At 62.2% G+C, this 22,769-nt stretch carries 17 protein-coding genes and 1 pseudogene; 8 read left to right on the top strand and 10 right to left on the bottom strand.

Annotated features, from left to right (window positions below; all coding sequences use genetic code 11):
* Positions 1–619: 619 nt before the first annotated feature.
* Entirely contained in the window at positions 620–1,432 is an 813-nt protein-coding gene (locus BBSC_RS00300) for a rhomboid family intramembrane serine protease (RefSeq protein ID WP_046726132.1), read from the bottom strand.
* A gap of 257 nt (positions 1,433–1,689) precedes the next feature.
* Here BBSC_RS00300 and BBSC_RS00295 point away from each other — a divergent pair, with 257 nt between their 5' ends.
* Positions 1,690–1,908, top strand: a complete 219-nt coding sequence (locus tag BBSC_RS00295) for a hypothetical protein (RefSeq protein WP_033517666.1) — start codon at positions 1,690–1,692, stop codon at positions 1,906–1,908.
* A gap of 514 nt (positions 1,909–2,422) precedes the next feature.
* On the opposite strand, the gene BBSC_RS00290 is transcribed toward BBSC_RS00295, so the two are convergent.
* A complete protein-coding gene (locus tag BBSC_RS00290) occupies positions 2,423–4,879 on the bottom strand; it encodes a glycogen/starch/alpha-glucan phosphorylase (RefSeq protein WP_033517668.1) in 2,457 nt (818 codons plus the stop codon).
* 398 nt (positions 4,880–5,277) lie between these two features.
* Here BBSC_RS00290 and BBSC_RS00285 point away from each other — a divergent pair, with 398 nt between their 5' ends.
* Entirely contained in the window at positions 5,278–5,724 is a 447-nt protein-coding gene (locus BBSC_RS00285) for a sterol carrier family protein (RefSeq protein ID WP_033517757.1), read from the top strand.
* 80 nt (positions 5,725–5,804) lie between these two features.
* Here the strand turns inward: BBSC_RS00285 and BBSC_RS00280 are convergent, their stop codons facing one another.
* Entirely contained in the window at positions 5,805–6,209 is a 405-nt protein-coding gene (locus BBSC_RS00280; protein ID WP_033517669.1) for a DUF3073 domain-containing protein, read from the bottom strand.
* A gap of 141 nt (positions 6,210–6,350) precedes the next feature.
* Here BBSC_RS00280 and trpS point away from each other — a divergent pair, with 141 nt between their 5' ends.
* Positions 6,351–7,451: a tryptophan--tRNA ligase gene (trpS, locus tag BBSC_RS00275; protein ID WP_033517671.1), complete on the top strand. Its 1,101-nt coding sequence runs from the start codon at positions 6,351–6,353 to the stop codon at positions 7,449–7,451.
* 80 nt (positions 7,452–7,531) lie between these two features.
* Here the strand turns inward: trpS and BBSC_RS00270 are convergent, their stop codons facing one another.
* From BBSC_RS00270 to BBSC_RS00260, 3 genes are all read right to left on the bottom strand, one after another.
* Complete coding sequence (locus BBSC_RS00270) at positions 7,532–7,888, bottom strand: nuclear transport factor 2 family protein (RefSeq protein ID WP_033517673.1); 357 nt, start codon at positions 7,886–7,888, stop codon at positions 7,532–7,534.
* 261 nt (positions 7,889–8,149) lie between these two features.
* Complete coding sequence (locus tag BBSC_RS00265; protein ID WP_144414378.1) at positions 8,150–8,902, bottom strand: hypothetical protein; 753 nt, start codon at positions 8,900–8,902, stop codon at positions 8,150–8,152.
* A 135-nt stretch (positions 8,903–9,037) separates the two neighbouring features.
* Positions 9,038–10,996, bottom strand: coding sequence for a threonine/serine exporter family protein (locus BBSC_RS00260; protein WP_033517675.1), 1,959 nt, complete (start codon positions 10,994–10,996; stop codon positions 9,038–9,040).
* Positions 10,997–11,313: 317 nt separating this feature from the next.
* On the opposite strand from BBSC_RS00260, the gene BBSC_RS00255 reads away from it, so the two are divergent.
* The 4 genes and pseudogenes from BBSC_RS00255 (at position 11,314) to BBSC_RS14425 (ending at position 17,329) form a co-directional block, all read left to right on the top strand.
* The gene (locus BBSC_RS00255) at positions 11,314–14,073 is read left to right on the top strand and encodes a phosphoenolpyruvate carboxylase (protein ID WP_033517677.1); all 2,760 of its coding nucleotides are present in this window, start codon (positions 11,314–11,316) and stop codon (positions 14,071–14,073) included.
* Between the two features lie 529 nt (positions 14,074–14,602).
* On the top strand, positions 14,603–15,883 hold the full coding sequence (locus BBSC_RS00250) for an OFA family MFS transporter (RefSeq protein ID WP_033517679.1): 1,281 nt from the start codon (positions 14,603–14,605) through the stop codon (positions 15,881–15,883).
* Between the two features lie 135 nt (positions 15,884–16,018).
* The gene (locus BBSC_RS00245) at positions 16,019–16,315 is read left to right on the top strand and encodes a hypothetical protein (protein ID WP_033517681.1); all 297 of its coding nucleotides are present in this window, start codon (positions 16,019–16,021) and stop codon (positions 16,313–16,315) included.
* A pseudogene (locus tag BBSC_RS14425) lies at positions 16,242–17,329 on the top strand (virulence RhuM family protein). Before BBSC_RS00245 ends, BBSC_RS14425 begins: the two are co-directional and overlap by 74 nt.
* Positions 17,330–17,427: 98 nt before the next feature.
* Here the strand turns inward: BBSC_RS14425 and BBSC_RS00235 are convergent.
* Both BBSC_RS00235 and ahpC read right to left on the bottom strand, forming a co-directional pair.
* Entirely contained in the window at positions 17,428–19,341 is a 1,914-nt protein-coding gene (locus BBSC_RS00235) for an FAD-dependent oxidoreductase (RefSeq protein WP_033517683.1), read from the bottom strand.
* Between the two features lie 168 nt (positions 19,342–19,509).
* A complete protein-coding gene (ahpC, locus tag BBSC_RS00230; RefSeq protein ID WP_033517684.1) occupies positions 19,510–20,073 on the bottom strand; it encodes an alkyl hydroperoxide reductase subunit C in 564 nt (187 codons plus the stop codon).
* Positions 20,074–20,338: 265 nt separating this feature from the next.
* Between ahpC and BBSC_RS00225 the strand changes: the two genes are divergently transcribed.
* Positions 20,339–21,022 (top strand): carbonic anhydrase, encoded by a 684-nt coding sequence (locus tag BBSC_RS00225; protein ID WP_033517686.1) that lies wholly within the window; start codon positions 20,339–20,341, stop codon positions 21,020–21,022.
* Positions 21,023–21,064: 42 nt separating this feature from the next.
* Here the strand turns inward: BBSC_RS00225 and BBSC_RS14095 are convergent, their stop codons facing one another.
* Positions 21,065–21,625: a hypothetical protein gene (locus BBSC_RS14095; protein ID WP_231649101.1), complete on the bottom strand. Its 561-nt coding sequence runs from the start codon at positions 21,623–21,625 to the stop codon at positions 21,065–21,067.
* The gene (locus BBSC_RS00215) at positions 21,622–22,464 is read right to left on the bottom strand and encodes a hypothetical protein (RefSeq protein WP_033517689.1); all 843 of its coding nucleotides are present in this window, start codon (positions 22,462–22,464) and stop codon (positions 21,622–21,624) included. Before BBSC_RS00215 ends, BBSC_RS14095 begins: the two co-directional genes overlap by 4 nt.
* Positions 22,465–22,769 lie beyond the last annotated feature (305 nt).

Raw genomic sequence — 22,769 nt, 5'->3', positions numbered from 1 at the left:
AATGCCCATGGTTGTCATGGTAAGCCATGGTAACCGGTTCGGGGAATCACCGGCCGCAGACTCAACCGGGACGGTCATGATGGAGCAGCAGGAGTACCGGGCGACAGACATGACGGCGACGAGCACCATGCGTGACGTCGATGGTCCAATATGTGATTAGGTAACGATTCACCATGTGATTTTTACTGCGCGTGCAGTAGTCCACATTACTTATCCACATCAGAAACCCTTGATTTTACAGGGCTTTCGGTAAGTTATCCACCACTTATCCACCGGTTGTCCACTCTATATCCCCAACTTATACACAATCCACAATGTGTTATCCACAATTGTGGATAACTATGGGGAGTGTTATGCACACTATGCACAACCCATAAAACCCTGCAATTTACAACATTCCCAGCGAGCCATTCACATTGCTATCCACAGTTATCCCCGAGTTATACCCAAGTTATCCACATCCTTTTCCACATGATGTGGAAAACTACACGAATGTAATTCACTGCATCCAACGGTCCTTCACCGGTGCATCACCAAGACCGTCACGCACCGGCCGACGGCACCACAACAAACGGGCCGCGCCCCCACGATTCCGTTGAATCGTGGGGGCGCGGCCCGTTCATCCAGTGATGGTCTCACGGCATGCGGAACAGCAGGCTGAGTACTCGGCCGGGTTACCCATATCGCACAGCAGAACAGCCACGACCAGCAGCACGAACACGATCGCGCCGTACACCGCGGTGCGGTAGGTGAGGCTCTTGCCACGCAGCGAGTGGGCTCCGGAAATCAACAGCCACGTGAATAGCGCACCGATCAGGAAGCCGCCGACATGCGCCTGCCACGCGATATTGCGCATCACGAACGGCATGGCGAAGTTGATGACCATCCACACCATCATCGAGCTGATGTCGATGCCGATGCGCCGATAGACGATCAGCAGGCTGGCGAATAGCCCGAACAACGCGCCGGATGCGCCATAGGACGCGTTCAGCCACCCCGACCCGTTGGGGGTGATCACGCCCCACGCCATCATGCCCAGTCCGCCGCCGATGCCGGACAGCAGGTAGAGCGCGAGGAACGGCCAATGGCCCATCAGGCGCTCGAGGACGGGCGCCACCGCCCATAGGGAAATCATGTTGAACAGGATGTGCATCAGCGATGTGGGCTGGTGCAGGAACATCGAGGTGATGAACGTCCACGGACGGCTCACGGCGTGCATGGGCTGGAACATGCCGAAACCAAGCAGTTCGTTCAATCCGCTGGGCCATAGCAGCCACAGCAGCAGTTCGACGATCCACACCGCCACGCAGATCAGCAGGATCGCCGTTGTGATGACCGGTCCGTTGTCGCGCCACTGGTAGCGGATCGCACGCTTGGAAAACATATCGCGTATGGTCGGAGAGCCGGGGAACAAGTTGAATCGGTAAGCCATGTCTCTACTGTAGTCGACCCTCACCCGCGAGCGCGGAATCCGCCACCGCGCGGTCTCGTGATCGGCCAGTGCCCCGAACCGCCCCTCGGCGGCATCCGGGCATTACGGCGATCATTGCGCGATTCGCCGGAGCGCAGCCGTTGCGGCGAGAATCGTGCGGCGCGTAAATCCACTCAATCGTCACATTCTTCGGCTTAAGATAGAGAGCAGAGTTGGCTTGGATGGGCAGGCCAGCCAGTATTGGGAAAGGAGCCGTCATGGAGAACAAGTCTTCTAACGGTTGGAAGTTCTTTGCGCTGCTGTTCGGCGCGCTGCTCGCCGGCCTGGTCGGTCTGTACATCTACAAGCAGCAGAATCCGGATTACGACCCGTGGGAGGAGCCTTGGGAGAACAGCTCGTCTCCGGTCGATCTGGGGCTGACCAAGGATACTGGGGAAGATGCCGGCGAAGAGGAAGCCGCTCCGGCCACCGCCTGATTCCGCACGCCGAGAACCATATACGCGAACCGTAGTAAAGCCCTGTGCCGCAAGATCGCTTGCCGCGCAGGGCTTTTGCTATGCCCTACGACGCCGAAATCGGCATACCCCAGCCGACCAACAACCCCAGCGGGGGCCTAGCTTCCACAGGATAGAAGAGATACCCCGCTGAGAAGGCGCCGAGCGAGGCAAACCACCTATAGGACCGACACTCCGCTCCGCCCATCATCGCCAACAAAGAAAAATGCGTGGTCTCTTGTGGGTTTGCCCCGCTGAGCACTCACTCAGCGGGGCAAACCCACAAGAGACCACGCATTACATCACGTCGGTCTAATACCGGCCTGTCAGGCCATCAGACCAGCGGGCAGACGTGCATCAGGCCAGCGGGCCGGTGTGCCAGATGCGCGGAGCCGTTAAGCAGACAGTCCAGCGGACTGTCTGTAGGCGACGCCGAGCGCCGACAGGCGCGAGGTAGAAATACCGTCTCGCAGCTGGCGCACCGGGCAGACGTGCATCAGACCAGCGGGCCGGTGTGCCAGATGCGAGTCAGATAATCCTCGATCGAACGGTCGGAGCTGAAGTAGCCGGAGTTCGCGACGTTGAGGAGCGCCTTGCGGTTCCACTCGAGCGGCTCGCGGTACAGGGCCTCGATGTCGGACTGGATGGAGCAGTAGGCGGTGAAGTCCGCGAGGGTCATGAACCAATCCTTGGTGAGCCAGTCGGCAACGAGCGGCGCGTAGGTGTTGCGGTCGCCGTTGGAGAAGGTGCCGTCGGAAACCATGTCGATGGCGGCCTTCAGGCGCGGATCGGCCTCGTAGTACTTCGCCGGCGAGTAGCCTTCCTCGTAGAGCTTGTCCACCTCATCGACGGTCATGCCGAAGAGGAAGAAGTTCTCGGCGCCGACGCGTTCGCGGATCTCGACGTTCGCGCCGTCGAGCGTGCCGACGGTCATCGCGCCGTTGAGGGCGAACTTCATGTTGCCGGTGCCCGAGGCCTCCTTGCCGGCCTGCGAGATCTGCTCGTCAAGGTCGGTGGCGGGGATCAGGTGCTGGGCGAGACGCACGTTGTAGTTCCACGGGAAGTACACGCTCAGCTTGCCCTTGACGTCCGGATCGTTGTTGACGACCCGGGCGACGTTGTTGATCAGCTGGATCGTCATCTTGGCGAGGTAGTAGCCGGGAGCGGACTTGGCGCCGAAGATCACGGTGCGCGGCAGCACGTCGTCGGCGGAGAGCCTGCCAGACTTGATGTCCGCGTAGCGGGCGATCAGGGCGAGGATCTTCAGCGACTGGCGCTTGTACTCGTGCAGGCGCTTGACCATCGTGTTGAACATGGTGTTCGGGTCCAGCTCGAAGCCGTACTCGCGCTTCGCGTAGTTGGCGAAGTCGACCTTGTTGGCCTGCTTGACGGCGGCGAACTTCTTGACGAACTCGTCGTCCTTGGCCAGCGGCTCAAGGCCCTTGAGCAGCTCGAGATCGCTCAGCCACTTGTCGGTGCCCAGGCCCTCGGTGATCAGCGCGGACAGGCGCGGGTTGGCGAGGCGGATGAAGCGACGGGGGGTCACGCCGTTGGTCACGTTGGTGAACTTGTCGCCATACAGGTCGGAGAAGTCGCGCAGCGTGACGTCCTTGAGCAGCTCGGAGTGCAGCTCGGCCACGCCGTTGACGTGCGAGCCGCCGGCGACGGCGAGGAACGCCATGCGCACCTGCGGGTTGTCGCCCTCGGTGACGATGCGCATGCGGTTGATCTTGGCCTTGTCGCGGGTCTTGGTGGCGAGCTCGGCGAGGAAGTTGGTGTTGATCGCCTTGATGATCTCCAGGTGGCGGGGCAGCAGCTCGCCGATCAGCTCGGCCGGCCACACTTCGAGCGCCTCGGGCAGCAGCGTGTGGCAGGTGTAGTTAAAGGTGCGGGTGGTGATGTCCCACGCAACGTCCCACGTATAGCCGTATTCGTCGATGAGGACGCGCATGAGCTCGGGGATGCCGATCACCGGGTGGGTGTCGTTGAGCTGGAAGCAGATCTTGTCCGGGAAGGTGGTCAGATCCGGCTTGTCCTGGCCGGGGTAGAACACGCGGATGGCGTCGTGGATGGACGCGGCCACGAAGAAGTACTGCTGCTCGAGACGCAGCGCCTTGCCCTGCGGGGTGGAATCCTCCGGGTAGAGGATCTTGGAGATGTTCTCCGCGGCGACCTGCGGCTTGACGGCGTTGAGGTAGTCGCTCTTGTTGAAGGTGGCGAGATCGAACTCGTCATAGCTCCTGGCGCTCCACAGGCGCAGCGTGTTGACGCGGCCGGAGGCGTAGCCGGGCACCATGTAGTCGACCGGTACGGCGCGCACGGACCACTCCGGCTGCCATTCCTTGGACCCGTCGGGACGGGTGACGACCTTGCCGCCGAAGTTCACGCGCTGCGAACGGTTGTAGTCGACGTGGCCCCACGGCTCCTCGTTGGCCTGCCAGTATTCCGGCTTCTCGACCTGCTTGCCGTCCTTGTCGAATTCCTGCTTGAAGATGCCGTACTTGTACTGGATGCCGTAACCGAAAGCGGGCACGCCGAGCGAGGCGAGGGAGTCGATGAAGCAGGCGGCGAGACGGCCCAGGCCACCGTTGCCGAGCGCGGGCTCATATTCGGCGTCGACGACGTCCTGCGGCTTGAATCCGAGGCTTTCCACAGCCTCATCGAACTGGTCGAGCATGCCGGCGTTGAGCAGCGCGTTGCGCAGCTGCTTGCCGATCAGGAACTCGGCGCTCAGGTAGCCGACGGCCTTGGTGCTGCCGTTGATCATATCCTGCTGGGTCTTGAACCAAGCGTCCTGCAGATAGTGGCGGACGACGAGAGAAGACGCGACATACACGTCCGCAGGCGTTGCCTGCTCCGGGGTCACGCCCTGCGCGTACTTCAGCTGTTCGCGGATGCCATCTGCGAACTCGGCGGTCGTAACCGGTGATTTGGGTGCGGTGATTCCAGTCATATCCTGAACTCTCTTTCCGGATTGTTGTCCTTGTCAATTATGCCCCGCCACTGTGACCGGCCATAAACGCCAAGGTGAACGCAGCATTACGTTCTGCAATCGTTTGCATCAACATGAGCCATAATACCGCAATTATCGCGATGCGCAACGTAGCTGCCCATGCGCACTACAGCCATCGCAGTAATGCTGGGCGACACGCTCAGCCAGCGCGGCACGACACCTCCAACGTTTTCATTCGTTGGATCACGCCGGCACCGAGCGATACGACCAAGCGATACAACGTTGTGCGGATACGCGCCGGCCGAACGCGACGCCGCGCGGAAACGGCAACGTGCAGACGCGACGTCACCACGCAGACACAGCGCCGGCTGTGCAGACGCAGTGGAAGAATGGTCGGCATGCCAGTGATACGCGAACAGGACATGGATAAGGGCCGCAAGGCATGGGATGCATGGCGCCGCGCCGCCAAGCAGGACGCAGAGCCCGGGCAGCAGTACGAAGGCGCCACCGGCACCAAAAGCGCGGCGCAACGCCTCGAAGTCAACCCGGACCTGCCCCGGCCGACATGGGCCATGGCCGTGCGATACACCTTATTCCTGTTGGAACGCAAGGCGCCCGGCCCCGGCGTGGAAGTGCGCGTGGCACCGTGGGGCGCCATCAAGATACTGGACGGACCGGCGTCGGATCCGCATAATCTCACGCCACCGGACGTCATCGAGCTCGACCCGGAGGTATGGCTGCGCTTGGCCGCCGGCATCACCACATGGGCGGAGGAAAAGGCCGCCGGGCACATCACGGCCGTCGGCGAGCGGGACGATCTCAGCGATCTGCTGCCGCTGGCCTAACGCCTGCCCTGATGCCGGGACTGCGCCGGGACTAACGCCGCATCGACCTATGCCGCATAGATTACCGTAAGATTCAGCTTTCAGGCCTTCTTGGGCTTGAGCGCGCTCGGCACGGGCATGGGGATCGGCTTGTGCGGAGCCGGCTTGGGCTTCGGCGCGGCGGCGGACGGCTTGGCCGTGGTCACCGGGATCTCGCCGCTGGTCGCCTTCGCGGCGGCCTCGGCAGCCCACTTGGCGTACTCATCCAGATCATCCTCGGGCGCGGAAGCGGTCGTCTCGGCGTGGTCGTCGGCGACGGCATCTACATCAGAGTCCGCATGATGAGAATATTGAGCTTCAATATCGGCAAATGGATCAGCGGAACCAACGCCCGGCTCCTGCGTGCTGAGTTCCTTGGCAAGCTCGTCGTAATCGGTATCGGTGGTCAGGTACTTGAGCTTTCGGGCTATTTTCTGCTGCTTGGCTTTCTGACGTCCGCGGCCCATGTGACCCCCTGGATAATTACTGTACGTATCGATTCATCACATAAGAGAGTACCACTTGTTTGCGGCGGCGTGCTTGTCGGCTCGAACTTTTACGATAAAAGCGATATTTTCAGGTGTTTCAACACGCGCAAAGGCGGGAATATGACGGACGAATCCCAGGAACAGCAGCTGACCGCAGCCGGCAATGAAATGAGCGCGAGCTTCCTCGCAGCCAAGAAGCGTTCGGACGAGACGCTCGCCAAGCTGGAGGCGAACCCGGGCAAGTTCACGATGCTCACCGGCGACCGCCCGACCGGCCGCCTGCACCTCGGCCACTATTTCGGTTCCATCCGCGAGCGCGTCGCCATGCAGGAGCGCGGCGTGAACACCAACATCATCATCGCCGACTATCAGGTGATCACCGACCGCGACACCACCGAGCACATCGAGGACAACGTGCTCAACCTCGTGCTCGACTACATGGCCGCCGGCATCGACCCGACCAAGACCATGATCTTCACCCACTCCGCCGTGCCGGCCGAGAACCAGCTCATGCTGCCGTTCCTCTCGCTCGTCACCGAGGCCGAGCTGCACCGCAACCCGACCGTGAAATCCGAGATGGAGGCGAGCGGCCACGCGCTGACCGGCCTGCTGCTCACCTACCCGGTGCACCAGGCCTGCGACATCCTGTTCTGCAAGGCGAACGTCGTGCCGATCGGCAAGGACAACCTGCCGCATGTGGAGATCACGCGCACGATCGCCCGCCGTTTCAACGAGCGCTACGCCAAGAAGAACCCGGTGTTCCCGGAGCCGGCCGCCATCCTGTCCGAAGCGCCGGAGATTCCGGGCCTCGACGGCCGCAAGATGAGCAAGTCGTACGGCAATTCGATCATGCTGGGAGCCACCGCCGAGGAAACCGCCAAGCTGATCAAGAAGAGCCCGACCGACTCCGAGCGCAGGATCACCTTCGACCCGATCGCCCGCCCGCAGGTGTCCGCGCTGCTGACCACCGCCGGTCTGGTGACCGGCCGCGACCCGCAGGAGATCGCCGAGGAGATCGGCGACGCCGGCGCCGGCGCGCTGAAGAAGTACGTCATCGAGTCCGTCAACGAATTCCTGGCCCCGCACCGCGAGCGCCGCGCCGAGCTGGCGAAGGACATGGACTCCATCCGCGACATCCTGCACGACGGCAACGCCCGCGCCAACGCGATCGCCGAGGAAACCCTCGATCAGGTACGCGAAGCCATGGGCATGAAGTACTGATCCCGGCCTTCACCCGAATGGCACGGGCCGTCCGGCGCGCCAACGCGCCGGACGGCCCGTGCCATATCTACCGCCGCGTACTACGGATGCCCATAGCCACGGCCCAGATATTCACGTTCCGTGACGATGCGGCCATCGCGCAATTCGAACACGTTAACCGAGAGTCGCCCCTCGCACTCCAATTCGGCATGCACCACCCCGCGCGAGGCATCGGCGCCGATCGATCGCACCGTGAACATCGTCGCGTCACGCCCCTTATACATCTCTTGCACACCGGCTATAAACCCATCACGACCGCGACCGCACTCGCCTGACGGATACTCCTCATATACGATATCCGGGTCGACCAGCGCCTCATAAGAAGACCAGTCCCTTGCGTTCTCCGCCGCGTAGAACGCAAGAACCGTTTCAATCAGCGATGCCGCATCATTGCTCATCACTCCATTATCAGGCATACGCACTTTCGCCATCAACGGCAAAGCAAGACATTCAGCGCCGAAACGCATAAGGCATCCGCCATTACGCAATCTGAGGGGCAGAATGGACGGTCGGTAAGCGTCATTCATTGATTTGAGGGGCATGTGTTTGTGGAGCCAGCCGTCATTGCATAGAGGATTTGATGCAAAAGAGCCTTTTAGCGTGTGGATATGTGCCCCTCAGATCGCCGAATGACGCTTACCGACCGCCCATTCGGCCCCTCACTTCGCCGATTGGCGATAAACATCGGTCGCCTTATCCAATACGGTCTTCCTGCGGCGCCGGTGACCGTTGCATATCTGTTCGCCGCTAAAACGATGGTAACTTCCATCGTATTCAATCGCGATCTTCAGCTCCCGATACGCCATGTCCAACATAATGGTTCTCACAGTTTGCGGCAGCTGCAACGCATAGTTCACTTCAGGCTCCGGCAAGCCGTACCGCATCAACGCAATTCGGGTTCTCGTCTCCTGGGATGAATCGGTATCCCCTTGCATGATCCGTATCGCCAACCTGCATTTAGCAATGCCTTCGAAGCTTTTGGCATTGCCGACATAACGCACGAAATCGTCGATCGTGGCTCTTTTCAAACGCCTGTCACGCCTCATCATGGACTCACCCAGCACAATGAGTTCCTCAAGCGTCAGGATAGCGGCGCAATGAGCCCAAGTGCACACCGGCGTGGTGCATTCGAACCTACGCCCGACGGTCTGCGTCTCAATGGGGCCACTCCACGCCAGACATCGCACGCCAGACACTTTCTTGCGTGTGTTGAGTGTCGGCGCAACAGCGCAAAACAGACTATCCCGCCCTCGCTCCACAGGCATACTCGGTTTTTCCACGGCAAGAAGCTCCAAAGCAGTGGCGCGCGCGAACACCAGTTTGGTCTTCGTGCGCGCCGACAGCTCGGCGCACTGCTGCAGCCGCATGTTTTTCAGTTCGGTAAGCGCTTTGAGCGACAGTGATTCAGCCATGCACCGAACCTACCGAGAAGTTGGACGCCGCGCCACCGCTCCCGAGAAAAATGTGGAGATGTGGACGACGGTGCATATCACGCAAGCAATACGAGCAGCCGGCAATAGCCCGACCATCACGCCTCTCGCGCGCTCTCAGATGTCGTAACGCCAGGACTTGTCGGTAATGACGCGGGCCATGGCCAGCCCGATCGGCAGGCAGATGATGACCATGAACGCGCGGAACGCCCAATCGAGCGCGTTCTGCGTATCGAACTGGCCAAGGTAGAACATCGCGCGGTACATGTACAGGCCGGGCACCATGATCACGATCGACGGCACGGTCAGGCAGATGCGGGGATAGCCCAGGTGAGGCGGCAGGATGCCGCGCCGGACAGCCGAACGCCATCCGGAGGCGAGCAGACCGGCCAGCAGCGCGCCGATGAACGCTCCGGCCTCGGGGGGCATGCCGGCATCCGTCAGTTCCAGACGCAGCGTATCGGTGATCGCCCCGATCACCGCCGCGGTCATGCACATGCGCTGCGGTGAATTGAATAGCACGGAGAAGCCCCAGACGCCGAGGAACGCGGCCACCGCACGCAGCCCGGCATTCACCCACGGGTTAAGGCCCAGCGGCTCGAAACCGGTGGGGTTCAGGTGCACGATCGACGCCACCATCCACCCCGCCAGCGTGGCCATCAGAATGATGCACAACACGTAGCAGACGCGCTGAATGCCCGAAGGGAAGTCGATCTTCGCCATATCCAACCCGCCGGTGATCAGCGGGAAACCGGGGATGACGAACAGCATCGCGCCGATGTAGGCGGTGTCGTGCGTCAGCGCGATCGGGTCGAACAGGCCGATCAGGCGCAACGTGCCGGTGCAGGCCAGCGCGGCCAGCGCCACCGAAAGGAACGTGACGAAGAACTGGTTCAGATGCTTGGCGAACAGCTTGCGCCGCAGCCAATGGCCCAAGCCGGCTCCGACGAACGCACCGGCCATGTCGTAGGGGCCGCCGCCGAGCAGGAACACGAAGGCCGCGCAGGCAACCGCCGATGCGAAACCGGCGAATTCGGGGGAGTACAGCGGTTTGCGGCGCTCGATCATATCCAGCCGTTCATGCGCCTGGCGCACGGTGATGCTGGGGCGGGACTCGTTCGGATCACGGCCGACATCGTCGAAGTGCTCGGCGTATTCGCCCTTGATCGGCTTGTGCACGCGCGGCTTGCGGCCGACCGCCGGTGCGGGCGAAGACACCGGGGAAAACGGGAAGGACGTGGAGGCCGCTCCCGAATCAGGACCGGCAGCCGATGCGCCGGCCGGCGCATCGGCCTGCGCGGAACGCGAGGCCGCTTCACGCCGCTCCACATCATTGACCTCGTGCTCGGTGATGTCCCCGGCGAGATTCTCGACATTCAGTTCCTTGGCGGTCGATTTCACCGCCACGCCGGGCACCACCGTCTCGGCTCGTTCCAGCGCGTCCAGCACGGCGTCATGGAGCCGCTCGCCGTCCCCGGAGCCAGCGTCCCCGTCCTCGCCCTCCTGCCGTTCGGCCTCACGAAGCTGCTTCGCCAGCTGCGCGGACACCTCGGACACGTCGCTTTTGTCCAGATTCTGCACCAGCCCTTCGGACACGGCGCTGGTGCTGTGATACATCGAATCCAACCCCAGGTTCACGCTGAACCAGTCGGCGTAATGCTCGAGCAGCCAGATGCGCTCGGTGTTCACGCCGGTCGTCGGCAGGTCGATGACCTCCGTGATGCGGTTCTTGCCGTCGGTGCACGCCGCCTCGATGTCGGTCAGGTTCACATCGGCACGGACATGCACGCCGAGCGGGTAGGCGATGCGGTGCATCATCTCGCGCACGCGGAACGACCCGGTGCCGGCGCCCAGGTCCAGGGCTCCGACGCGCACGACGACGCTGGTCTTCGCCGCCAGCCCGGCCTCCGCGATCGGCTTGTCCCAATCACGCTTGATGTCCTCCATATCCAAGGGGATGGAATGGGTATGGTACTTGCGTACGGCCGTCGCGCTGCTGGATTCCTGATACTGATGCCCTGATTTCACAGTATTCAGTACTAGCGCGTGGCGTGGGCTCAGCATGCGGAAGATCATAATGACGTCCACGGATCGGACATGGGTGGCTCAAAACATGGATTTTGCAGGCTTCGACGCCCGGCGTTCCCGTAATGCCACGCGGCGGCGCCCCTCCAAGCAGCCCGACGCAGACCGTCAATGCACGTATCCCCGCCGATCGCCGACAGCGCACATAATGGACTATGTAACGTAAGTGTCGATTACGGGGTCCTACAATGGTCGGCACAACCGTTAAACCAAGGGCTTTGGGTTCGCAACGGCCTGTCAACACAACTGCGGAGGAGCCGCGGAGGGCAGGCAGACCGAACAACCGGCGGTTTGGCAAAGGAGGTCTGATGACAAATACCGATGATCAGCAGATCACGCCCGCCGATGCCACGATAGTGGCGTCGGGCTTGGGGACCAAGGGTCCCGAGGAGCGCGATCTTCCCGATTCCCTTAAGCAGGACATGGATCTGTGCCTGCATATTCTGCGCGACGTGCTGGGCGAGTTCGATCCCAAGCTGCTGTCCACCTTCGACACCGTGCTTGGCTACGCGGTCGAGGCCAGCGCCGAACACTTCGAAGACGTGATGGACGATCCGAACCCGGATCAGAACGGGCTTGCGAAGGCCGTCGAGACCATCGACAACATGAAGCTGCACGACGCCCAGCTGCTGGCGCGCGCGTTCGCCACCTACTTCCACCTCGCCAACCTGAGCGAGGAGAACTACCGCGTGGCCGTGCTGCACCAGCGCGAGAACGACGTGGACGACAGCCAGGCCGTGGATCCGGTCAACGAAATGACCGGCGCCTACCACCAGCTCATCAACGAGATGGGCCCGGCCAAGGCCAAGGAGCTCCTCGACAAGCTCGAGTTCCACCCCGTGTTCACCGCGCACCCCACCGAGGCCCGCCGCAAGGCGGTCGAAGGCAAGATCCGCCGCATCGCGGAACTGCTGGAGGCCCACAAGATCCTGGGCGGCTCCGACAAGAAGGAGAACCTGCGCCGCCTGTACAACGAGATCGACGCGCTGTTCCGCACCTCGCCGATCGCGCTGAAGAAGCCGACCCCGGTCGAAGAGGCGGACACGATTCTCGACATCTTCGACAACACCCTGTTCCACACGATCCCCACCGTCTACCGCCGCTTCGACGACTGGATGCTGGGCAGCAAGGCAGGCCTCGTCGAGCCGGTGTGCCCCGCGTTCTTCCACCCGGGCAGCTGGATCGGCTCCGACCGCGACGGCAACCCGAACGTCACCGCCAAGGTGAGCCGCCAGGTGGCCCGCAAGTTCTCCGATCACGTGATCGAGGCGCTGGAGGAGGCCACCCGCACCGTCGGCAAGAACCTGACGATGGAGACCGGCACCACGCCGGCCAGCGACGAGCTCAAGAGCCTGTGGAACCACCAGAAGGAGATGAGCGAGCGTCTGACCGACAAGGCCGCGCTGATCTCCACGAAGGAGACGCACCGCGCGGTCATGCTGGTGATGGCCGATCGCCTGCACTACACCGTGACGCGCGACGCCGATCTGATGTACCACTCCTGCCAGGAATTCATCGACGACCTCAAGGTGGTGCAGCGTTCGCTGGCCGCCGCCGGCGCCCACCGATCCGCATACGGCCCGCTGCAGGACCTCATCTGGCAGGCCGAGACCTTCGGGTTCCACATGGTCGAGATGGAGTTCCGCCAGCACTCCGTCGTGCATTCGCGCGCGCTGGAGGACATCCGCGAGCACGGCCTGCACGGCGAACGCGGCCCGCTGCAGCCGATGACGCACGAGGTGCTCGACACGTTCCGCGCGCTCGGCGCGATCCAGAAGCGCAACGGCATCAAGGCCGCCCGCCGCTACATCATCTCGTTTACCAAGTCGGCGCAGAACGTGCGCGACGTGTACGAGCTGAACCGCCTGGCCTTCGCCCATCCGCATGATGTGCCGGTCATCGACGTGATCCCGCTGTTCGAGCAGCTCGAGGATCTGCAGAACTCGGTGGACGTGCTCGAGGAGATCATCAAGATCCCCGAGGTGCAGGCGCGCCTCAAGGACACCGGCGGCAGGATGGAGGTCATGCTCGGCTACTCCGATTCGTCGAAGGACGCCGGCCCGACCACCGCCACGCTGGCGCTGCATTCCGCCGAATCGCGCATCGTCGCTTGGGCCGAGTCGCACAACATCGACCTGACCCTGTTCCATGGCCGCGGCGGCGCCGTCGGCCGCGGCGGCGGCCCGGCGAACCGTGCGGTGCTGGCCCAGCCGAAGGGCTCCGTCAACTGCCGCTTCAAGCTCACCGAACAGGGCGAGGTGATCTTCGCCCGCTACGGCAACCCGGTGCTGGCCATCCGCCACGTCGAGTCGGTGGCGGCGGCCACGCTGCTGCAGTCCGCTCCGAGCGTCGAGAAGACCAACACGGAGATGACCGAGAAGTACGCGGAGATGACCAAGGAGCTCGACGACGCCTCGCACGAACGCTTCCTCGATCTGCTCAACACGCCTGATTTCGCACCGTGGTTCTCCACCGTGACCCCGCTGACCGAAGTCGGCCTGCTGCCGATCGGATCCCGCCCGGCCAAGCGCGGCCTCGGCGCGAAGTCGCTCGACGATCTGCGCACGATCCCGTGGGTGTTCTCGTGGGCGCAGGCGCGCATCAACCTGGCCGCATGGTACGGCCTGGGCACCGCGTGCGAGAAGTTCGGCGATCTGGATACGCTGCGTGAGGCGTACGAGGAATGGCCGCTGTTCTCCACGTTCATCGACAACATCGAGATGTCGCTGGCCAAGACCGACGAGCGTATCGCCAAGATGTACCTGGCGCTGGGCGACGACGACGAACTGGCCAAGAAGGTGCTCGACGAGATGGAGCTCACCACCGAGTGGGTGCTCAAGATCGTCGGCGACGAGTGGCCGCTGCAGCACCGCCACGTGCTCGGCCAGGCCATCCGCATCCGCTCGCCGTATGTCGACGCGCTGTCCGTCACCCAGGTGCTCGCGCTCAAGTCGCTGCGCAAGAAGGTGGACAAGGAAGAACTCAGCCAGAGCCAACAGGCCGAGTTCATCTATCTGATTCTCTGCACCGTTTCGGGAGTCGCCGCCGGCCTGCAGAACACGGGCTGATTTTCCCCGCATCAAGGTGTTGTGGTGTCGGCGTGCATAAAGTCCTGCGCGCCGACACCACAACACCGGTAATGAGAAAGCCTCCGCTTCGCCGCGGAGGCTTTCTCATTACCGGGCGAATCAATGCTGAATCAATACTGCTGGCTTAGGGTCTGCGCTAAGGCGCAGACCATGTCATTAGGCCCCGTACTATCAGTGCCTGCCTCCACACTCCATCACTCACATCGATACCGTCCTATAACCGTTTTCGATGTGAATAATCTCACAGCATTCAACCGCAGAAACCGGCCGATTCACTGCCGTATCGGCGTTATAGTACTGCTTGTCGGCGTTGACAAGAGCCAGCAGCGCCGATGAAAAGCACACCAAGGATGTTCAGCGAATTGTTCGCAGTTCGCACGATCTGATTCGATTCGTGCGTCCCGAACAACCCGCAGGGCACGCCGCATGATGTGCGTTTATGCGGGCGCGGCATCTCTTGAGCAAGCCGGCAGGTCATCGTACGCCAGTTACGAAAGGATCCGCCTGCATGGCAAGGTTTACCGAGAATCGTTGGACCAGCGCAATCATCCCCGCACTGCTAATTCATATCCCGATCGGTACCGTCTATTGCTGGAGCGTGTTCAAGCAGCTTATCGCCGATCGCCTCCACGCCAGCCCCACTTCCGTGGAATGGGGCTTTTCGCTCGCCATCTTCTTCCTCGGCATGTCCGCCGCGTTCGCCGGGCCGATGGTGGAAAAGAACATCAAGAAATCCGCACTCGTCTCCATGGTCTGCTTCGTGGTCGGCTTCGCCGGCACGGGCGCGAGCATCGCCCTGACCTTCCTGCCGGGTGTGTTCATCTGCTACGGCGCGATCATGGGTGTCGGCCTGGGCGTCGGCTACTTGACCCCCGTCAAGAACCTGATGCTCTGGTTCGCCGATAACAAAGGCCTCGCCACCGGCATCGCCGTCGCCGGTTTCGGCCTGGCCAAGGCCATCGCCAGCCCGCTGATGGAATATCTCATCGGCACGGTTGGTCTGGTCAGCATGTTCTTCATCCTCGCCGCGGTCTACGCGGTGATGATGTTCGTCGGATTCCTGCTCATCAGGCGCCCGGCCGGTTGGGTCTACGATCCCGCGACCTCGCACGTCAGCCGCAATACGATCCTCAGGAAACCCGTGTTCTGGGGCATCTGGATCGCCTTCTACATCAACATCACCTGCGGCCTGGCCCTTATCAGCCAGGAGAAGGACATCCTTCACGATGTGCTCGAGGCCTTCCCGCAGTATGCCGGCCTGAGCCCCGCCAAGTTCGCCGCAGCCATCGCCGGCATCATCGGGCTGGTGCTCGCCGTGGACTCCGTGTTCAACACGGCCGGCCGCGTGGGCTTCTCCACGCTCTCCGACCACTTGAAGCGCCGCGAGACCGTCTATCAGGTGATCTTCATCATGTCGATCGCCGTGTGTCTGCTGCAGATCTTCACCAACAGTCTCAACAACGCCCTGCTGTGGGCTGTGCTGACCCTGCTGTTCCTCGTCAACGCGGGTTACGGCGGCGGCTTCTCGACGCTGCCCGTGCTGCTTGACCAACACTTCGGCACCAAGACCGTCTCCACCACGCACGGCCTGACGCTGAGCGCCTGGGCGTTCGCCGGTCTGTCCGGCAACCAGCTGGCCTCGTTCGTGGTCACCCACGCGCCCGATCAGGCCCACCGCTACGCCGCGCTCATCCCGGTGTTCACCAGCCTGTTCGCCGTGGCTCTGATCAGCATCAGCCTGGTCAAGTACCTAGGCGATAAGAACGGTACGAAGGCCGTCAGGGCCTGAGGCCAAGCCTGTCGTAATACCAGCACAAAGCGGGTGAGAATCCTCACCCGCATTTGCCGTATTATCGACTATTTGTAATCACGCCCCGACACCTAGCATTGGATGAATATTCATACATTTTGATATCGTATTGTTATGGCGATCAAAGGTAGGCAGTGGAGCGATCTCGAACAGGCAATGGCGGAGTATTTCACACAGTTGCGGAATACGTCTGACAAGACGCCGTCATATCGGCGCATCGGCGCCGATACCGGCATGACGCACAGCCGCATTATGGACATATTCCGGCAGAAAAATGGTACGCCAACGCTGTTGGAATTCATGCTGCTATGCCGATTCTTCAACAAAGACCCTGCCGATGTGCTCCGCGAACTGGAACACGAGACAACTTTTTTCTCGGAAGGAGATGATCGGAATGGGCACCATCAATGACGAAAACAACATACCAGCCGAAGACTCGACTGGGACGCCTGTCATCCTGTTCCAAGCTGATGGACACAATGTGCCAGTTCAAGTGCGGTACAAAGATGAGACATTCTGGCTGACGCAGAAGGCAATGGCGGAACTATTCGACGTTACCGTGCCCAATATTTCATACCACTTACAAGGCATTTACGAATCAGGCGAATTGGAGCGAGAACGAACTATTCAAGATTCTTTAATAGTTCGGCGAGAGGGCACTCGACAGGTTTCTCGCACAGTCACGTTCTACAATCTCGATGTCATTATCGCCGTAGGATATCGCGTCAATAGCATAAAGGCGACCCGTTTTCGCCAGTGGGCCACACAAACCCTACGTGAATACATCATTAAAGGATTTGTGCTTAATGACGATATGCTCAAGAACGGTCGCCCGTTCGGCAAAGATTATTTTGATGAGCTGTTAAGCCGCATCCGTGACATCCGCGCGAGCGAACGCCGTTTTTATCAAAAAAACACAGATCTGTTTCAGGACATCAGTGTGGACTATGACTCAAAAAGCCAAGAAGCACGAGACTTCTTCGCCAATGTACAGAATCGGTTCCACTACGCTGTCAGCGGTCGCACCGCAGCGGAAATTATTGACGAACGAGTCGATGCCGAAAACCGCATATGGGCTTGATGACATGGAAAGGGGCGCCAGAAAGCAGAATCCACTCCTCGGATGTGACCATAGCTAAAAACTATCTCAATGAAGACGAGCTCAGCCATCTGAACCAGTTAGTCTCCGGGTTCTTGGATGCCGTGGAGCTACGCGTACGTAATCATCAGACCACTACGATGGCACAGTGTGCCGAACTCTGCAATCAATACATACTGTTCACCGGTGGTCAGTCACTACAAGGACGAGGCAACATAAGCAAGAAACAGGCAGATGCCAAAGCAGTGGCGGAATTCCGCAAGTTTAATGACGCTCAGCTTTCGGATTTCGACCTCTTTGTACAGGAGGTTCAGCATAAACGCTAGCAGACAACGATTCTGCAGCGACTAGAACATATTGGAAAATATGGGAGATCGCGGCAGAATCGTTGTTTTGCTATTGAGTACTGCTGGCGATCAGACGCTTACGCGCCGATCAGCGTGAGCATCTGAGGGATGCTCTTCTTGCCGAATTCGACCTGCTGGGTGCCGTCGGCGTGCGTGACGACGATGCACGGCACGCTCATCGCGCCGTACTGGTCCTTGAGTTCGGGGAAATGCGAGACGTCGTAGGCTTCGGCGCGCACGGCCGGGCTCAGGGAGGCGATGCGCTGGGAGGCGAGCACGGTCTCCGGGCACATCGTGCAGGTGAGCGAGACGAGGATCATGATGTTCAGCGGGTCCGTGATGGCCTTCGCCCGAGCCGACAGATCGTCGTCCAGCGGCTGACCGGGGCCGGCCGCGTTATACAGGCCGAGCACGAAGGAGTTGAACTCATGGCCGGAGGGCACGCCGTGGAAGGCGAGTCCGGTGAAGACCAGCTTGCCGGCACCGGCCGACCCATCCTCACCGGGCACGCAGATGCGCACGGCCGGGCGCGCGACCGGCAGGACGCCGGCGACATCGAATTCGGCACGGCCGGAATCATCCAGCGAACCATAAGTGGGTAGCTCGGTGCCATCCGACAAAACGACCGCCAGCGGCTCGCCGACCACCAGCGAAGTCGGCGCATCGGAGCCGTCCACGGCCGTGATCAGCCCCGCGGCATCGACCGCGACCGAGTTCAGCTTGCCATTGGACAGGGCGACCATTTCGCCGATGAATCCCTGCAATTCCGCCGAAAGCGGCGTATCGTCCAACTCGAGGGCCAGTGTGACAGGCTGGGTCATGCGGCCGAACACCACGCCAAGCTGCTGCTTGATGGCGGCGGAGAACAGCTCGCCGGGCTTCTTGGCGGCGCCGGCCGCGGCCGCGGCATCGGCGCTGCGCTTGACGGGAGCCGGGGCGGGAGTAGTACCGGCGGCCGAGGCGGCTGAGTTCGCGGCAGCGGCGGCCTCGGACTCCTCGTAGGCGGAGGCGGTCGGGCGCGGCGGCACCAATCCGGTTTTCTCGCTCAGCTGCTTGGCGTAGCGCTCCAGTTCCACGGCGGCGATCGCGCCGTCGGCCGTGGCGGTGACCACCTGGCGCAGGTTCTTCACGCGCAGATCGCCGGCCGCGTACACACCCGGCACCGAGGTTTCGAGATAGCCGTGCGTAACCACGTAGCCGTGGTCATCCAGCTCCACCACCCCACGCACCAGATCGGTGGCGGGCACGTAGCCGGCGAATACGAAGACGCCGAAGGTACCGGCGTCGGCCGGCTTCCACGTTTCGGTTTGACCCGTGGCCAGGTTCAGGATCGAGGCCTCGCGCAGGCCGCCTTGCCCGGCGGTGACGCCCTTGAGCTCGACCCGATAGCGCACGTCGATCTTGGGATTGTTCTTGGCTTCGGCCGCCACGGCGGCGTCGCAGGTGAAGTCCTCCTCGCGCACGAGCAGCGTGACCTTGGAGGCGTACTTGGTCAGGAACACCGATTCCTCGGCCGCGGCGAATCCGCCGCCGATCACCAGCACCTCCTTGCCGGTGAAGAATTCGCCGTCGCAGGTGGCGCAATAGGCCACGCCGCGGCCGGCGTACTCGGCCTCGCCCTCGAAGCCCAGTTTGCGCGGGCTGGCGCCGGTAGCGATGAGAATGCCGAAGGTCTTGAGGTCGCCTCGCGAGGTGTGCACGGTTTTGATGTCGCCTTCGACATCGAGACCGGTCGCTTCGGCGGACAGGAATTCGGCGCCGAAGTCCTTGGCCTGCTGGCGCATGGTCTGCGTGAGCGCGCGCCCCGAGGTGCGACCCACGCCGGGGTAGTTGACGACCTCGTTGGTGATGGTGATCTGCCCGCCGAAATCATCCTTCTCGAGAATCAGCACGCGGTAGCGCGCACGGGCCAGGTACAGGCCCGCGGTGAGCCCCGCCGGACCGCCGCCGATGACGACGACGTCATACAGGTCATTGTTGGTCTGGGTCATAGAAACTCCTTGCATATACAGAGGCTCCCCTCCCTGAGGGGAGCTGTCGCCGAAAGCGACTGAGGGGAGTATCGCGAGTCAATCAATTCGCTGGGCTCCCCTCAGTCTCACTCCGTTCGACAGCTCCCCTCATAGAGGGGAGCCAAGGTACCGTCCGTCAAACGCCAATCACAGCTGGCCGACCAGATCGAGGCTCGGCTCGATGGTCTCCTCGCCCGGGGTCCACTTGGCCGGGCACACCTGATCGCCGTGCTCGTAGACGAACTGGGAGGCCTGCACGCGGCGCAGCAGCTCGTCGGCGTTGCGGCCGACGTTGGAGGAGATGACCTCGTAGGCCACGACCTTGCCTTCGGGGTTCACGATGAAGTCGCCGCGCTCGGCCACGCCATCGGCCTCGTTGTAGGTGTCAAGATCCTTGGCGAGCAGTGCGGTCGGATCGGCCAGCATCGGGTACTGGATCTTAGCGATCTTCTCGTTGGCGTCGTGCCAGGCCTTGTGCACGAAGTGGGTGTCGCAGGAGACGGAGTAGATCTCGCAGCCGATCTTCTTGAAGTCCTCGTACTTGTCGGCAAGGTCCTCGAGCTCAGTCGGGCACACGAAGGTGAAATCGGCGGGGTAGAAGAAGAACACGGACCAGTGGCCGAGCACATCGCTCTTGGTCACCTCGCGGAAGGCGTTGTTCTGGAAGGCCTGCACCTTGAAATCGGTCAATTCGTGCTGCAGAAGAGTCATCATCGTTCCTTTCGGGATTCCTCTGGGTTACTTTCTCATCGTAACGACATCGGCCGCGCCGCGGGCCGGCCCGCGTATGAGACTCGTCACACCGATGCCAAACCCTTGCGCGCGTAGGCGCGGCGTCCATCCACAAGCGCACGTCGCACCGCAGTGAACGCTCTCATTACGCTTAGAGCTGAGTAAGCGATCCATCCCCGTGACTGCTACGCCGATTCACCCCGCTAGTATGGAAGTCAGCAGTCAGCTGACAACGGAGGTTTTCATGGCACAGGCGGACTTCGAGAAGGAATCGACGGCGAACGCGACATGGAGCCGTCTGCTGGCGGGCAATCGCCGTTTCGCCGAAGGCAAGAACGAGCATCCGTGGCAGGACCCGCAGACCCGCGAATCGCTGATCGACCGGCAGAATCCGGACGCCGCGGTGCTGTCGTGCTCCGATTCGCGCGTCCCTCCCGAAATCGTCTTCGACGCCGGTCTGGGCGACCTGTTCACGATTCGCACGGCCGGGCAGGTCATCGACGACGCGGTGCTCGCCTCGCTGGAATATGCCGTCGACTCACTTCACGTCAGCCTGTTGATCGTGATGGGCCATGAGGGATGCGGCGCGATCGATCTGGCGACGCACGAACTCGACTCGATGATCGACGCGGCCACCACCGATCCCGCCAGCTCGCTGGAGGCGGCCGACGCGATGGACGATCTCGACGAACGCATCGCCGAATCCGAGTCGATCATCCTGCGCTCGGTCGGCATGTCGATCTGGCAGGCGCGCGAGGCCGAGGTCGACGACCCGGCGGACATCGAGCGGGTGCATGTCGCACACACCATCGAGGATCTGGTCTCCCGTTCGGAAGTGATCCAGAACGCCCTGGCCCACGACCGCCTGATGATCGTCGGCGCACGCTACCAGCTCAGCAACGGCAAGGTCGAGGTGCTGAGCTTCTGAGCGACCGGCGGCCGGCGCCTCGGCCTGCAGACCGGCGGCCGCTCACCGTGCCGCCAGCACCGGGTAGAACACGATCGCATCCGCATTCGGCGCCACGCCCCAGGAGACCGCACCCCGGCCGGTGCCGACCGGATCCCAATTGTCCAGTACCAGCGCCGAGCCGTCCGTGGTCAGGACCATGGAACGATTCATGAAATACTGGTCGGTATAGGCGTATCGGAATGATCCGCGGGCGATCTCCGCGCCATGGCCGGACCCCGTACGCACCTGCAGCCCCAGATCCGCGACCTGCGGGTTGTAGGAATGCTGCCCGATGAACGCGTTGTTGGAAAAGCTCACGGACATGACGTACGTACCGGCCGGCACGGTTCCCTTGGGAATCGTCATCGTGCCGCGGTTCTGCGAGCGCACGACCGGCACATGATGCTCATCGGCCACGGCGCGAGTCCTGTCGCCATAGCCCTCGGCGCCGTGCTCCGCGGTTTCGAACCGACAGCCCAGCCCGGTGACGAAATGGCCGTTCCCGGCATTCGACGAGGGGCCGGCGGCCTGTACCGCCGCTTCGCCGCCCAGCACCAGGCTCTCGGCTTCGAGACGAATCACCGAAGGGTCCTCTTACCGTCATACCGCAGCGCCGCGTGACCATGGAGGCGGAAATCCACTGCCGGATACGTCACACGGTCCGCCGCGCCGGCGTCACCGGAAACCTGATACAGCAGTATTTTGTCGCACGCATTATCCGCACCGGACGCCTCAATGGTGATGTCGTGCTCTCCGGCGGTCATTCCATCGATCACCAGTTCCGCGCTGCCACGGTATTTCCATTTTGCGGTGTCCTTCAGCGCCAGCTCGGCAGGCACGCGGAGCGTGCCGACGCACTCGCCGTCAAGGATCACCCGGTTGGTGCCGGGTTGGCCGGGGGCCGCCGTAATGAGCTGCAGTCGATACGAACCGCTGGACGGAACGGCCACACGCCAGGTGAGGAACGCGCCGGTCCTGAAATCGACGACATCGGCATTGCCGGAGAACATGAAGTCTCCCCACGATCCGGTGTCGTCGCCGTGCAGCTGGATGTTCGCCCCGCCGCCGATCACCGTGTCCTCGGCCTCGACGGCGAGCAGCGCACGGCCGGTCGTCACCCCGTCGGCTCCGATGGGGTTGTCGGTGCACGGCGTGGACACCAGACGGTACCCCGCATAACGGTCCGCGCTGGGGACGGTGATCTCGACCGTTCCGTCCGTCACTGTCACGGCATGCCTCGCAGCCACCACACGCGGCGAGGCCGCCACGCCATCCGGACCCGTATACACGGTCTCCCATACGGCGATGTCCAGCATGTCGCCGAACAGGCCCCGGTCGATGCCGTGTATGCGTACCGCAACCGGAATGCCCGCTCCAATGCGCGTATCGTCGTTCGCCCCGCCATACACGTCGCCGGTCACGATGCCGCAGTCGACGTCCAGCGACTGGACCGGCTTGCCGCCCGGCGTCGATGCGCCCGCCGGCGATCCCCTTGCTGAAGCTGTAGTCCCGGAACGCCAGCTGGATGCCCCACATCGGGCCGTATGAGAAGATCGCCACGATGACCATCGCGGGTATGATCATCGCGTACAGCTGCCATGTGCGCTTGAGATACGCCCCGAACGGCAGCGTGCTCCTGTGCGCCGCGGACCGTTTGGCACCGGCGGTCTTTGACGGTTTCGCCGCGCCCCGACTCGCGTCATGCGTGACGCCGGAGGGCGCCACA

The organism is Bifidobacterium scardovii JCM 12489 = DSM 13734 (genome assembly GCF_001042635.1).
GTDB classification, from domain to species: domain Bacteria; phylum Actinomycetota; class Actinomycetes; order Actinomycetales; family Bifidobacteriaceae; genus Bifidobacterium; species Bifidobacterium scardovii.
This window is presented reverse-complemented; position numbering and strand designations above follow the sequence as displayed.

Coding starts and splice junctions, on each gene's coding strand:
- BBSC_RS00300 (WP_046726132.1), bottom strand. CDS start 1,432: ATGGCTTACCGATTCAACTTGTTCCCCGGCTCTCCGACCATACGCGAT.
- BBSC_RS00295 (WP_033517666.1), top strand. CDS start 1,690: ATGGAGAACAAGTCTTCTAACGGTTGGAAGTTCTTTGCGCTGCTGTTC.
- BBSC_RS00290 (WP_033517668.1), bottom strand. CDS start 4,879: ATGACTGGAATCACCGCACCCAAATCACCGGTTACGACCGCCGAGTTC.
- BBSC_RS00285 (WP_033517757.1), top strand. CDS start 5,278: ATGCCAGTGATACGCGAACAGGACATGGATAAGGGCCGCAAGGCATGG.
- BBSC_RS00280 (WP_033517669.1), bottom strand. CDS start 6,209: ATGGGCCGCGGACGTCAGAAAGCCAAGCAGCAGAAAATAGCCCGAAAG.
- trpS (WP_033517671.1), top strand. CDS start 6,351: ATGACGGACGAATCCCAGGAACAGCAGCTGACCGCAGCCGGCAATGAA.
- BBSC_RS00270 (WP_033517673.1), bottom strand. CDS start 7,888: ATGAGCAATGATGCGGCATCGCTGATTGAAACGGTTCTTGCGTTCTAC.
- BBSC_RS00265 (WP_144414378.1), bottom strand. CDS start 8,902: ATGGCTGAATCACTGTCGCTCAAAGCGCTTACCGAACTGAAAAACATG.
- BBSC_RS00260 (WP_033517675.1), bottom strand. CDS start 10,996: ATGATCTTCCGCATGCTGAGCCCACGCCACGCGCTAGTACTGAATACT.
- BBSC_RS00255 (WP_033517677.1), top strand. CDS start 11,314: ATGACAAATACCGATGATCAGCAGATCACGCCCGCCGATGCCACGATA.
- BBSC_RS00250 (WP_033517679.1), top strand. CDS start 14,603: ATGGCAAGGTTTACCGAGAATCGTTGGACCAGCGCAATCATCCCCGCA.
- BBSC_RS00245 (WP_033517681.1), top strand. CDS start 16,019: ATGGCGATCAAAGGTAGGCAGTGGAGCGATCTCGAACAGGCAATGGCG.
- BBSC_RS00235 (WP_033517683.1), bottom strand. CDS start 19,341: ATGACCCAGACCAACAATGACCTGTATGACGTCGTCGTCATCGGCGGC.
- ahpC (WP_033517684.1), bottom strand. CDS start 20,073: ATGACTCTTCTGCAGCACGAATTGACCGATTTCAAGGTGCAGGCCTTC.
- BBSC_RS00225 (WP_033517686.1), top strand. CDS start 20,339: ATGGCACAGGCGGACTTCGAGAAGGAATCGACGGCGAACGCGACATGG.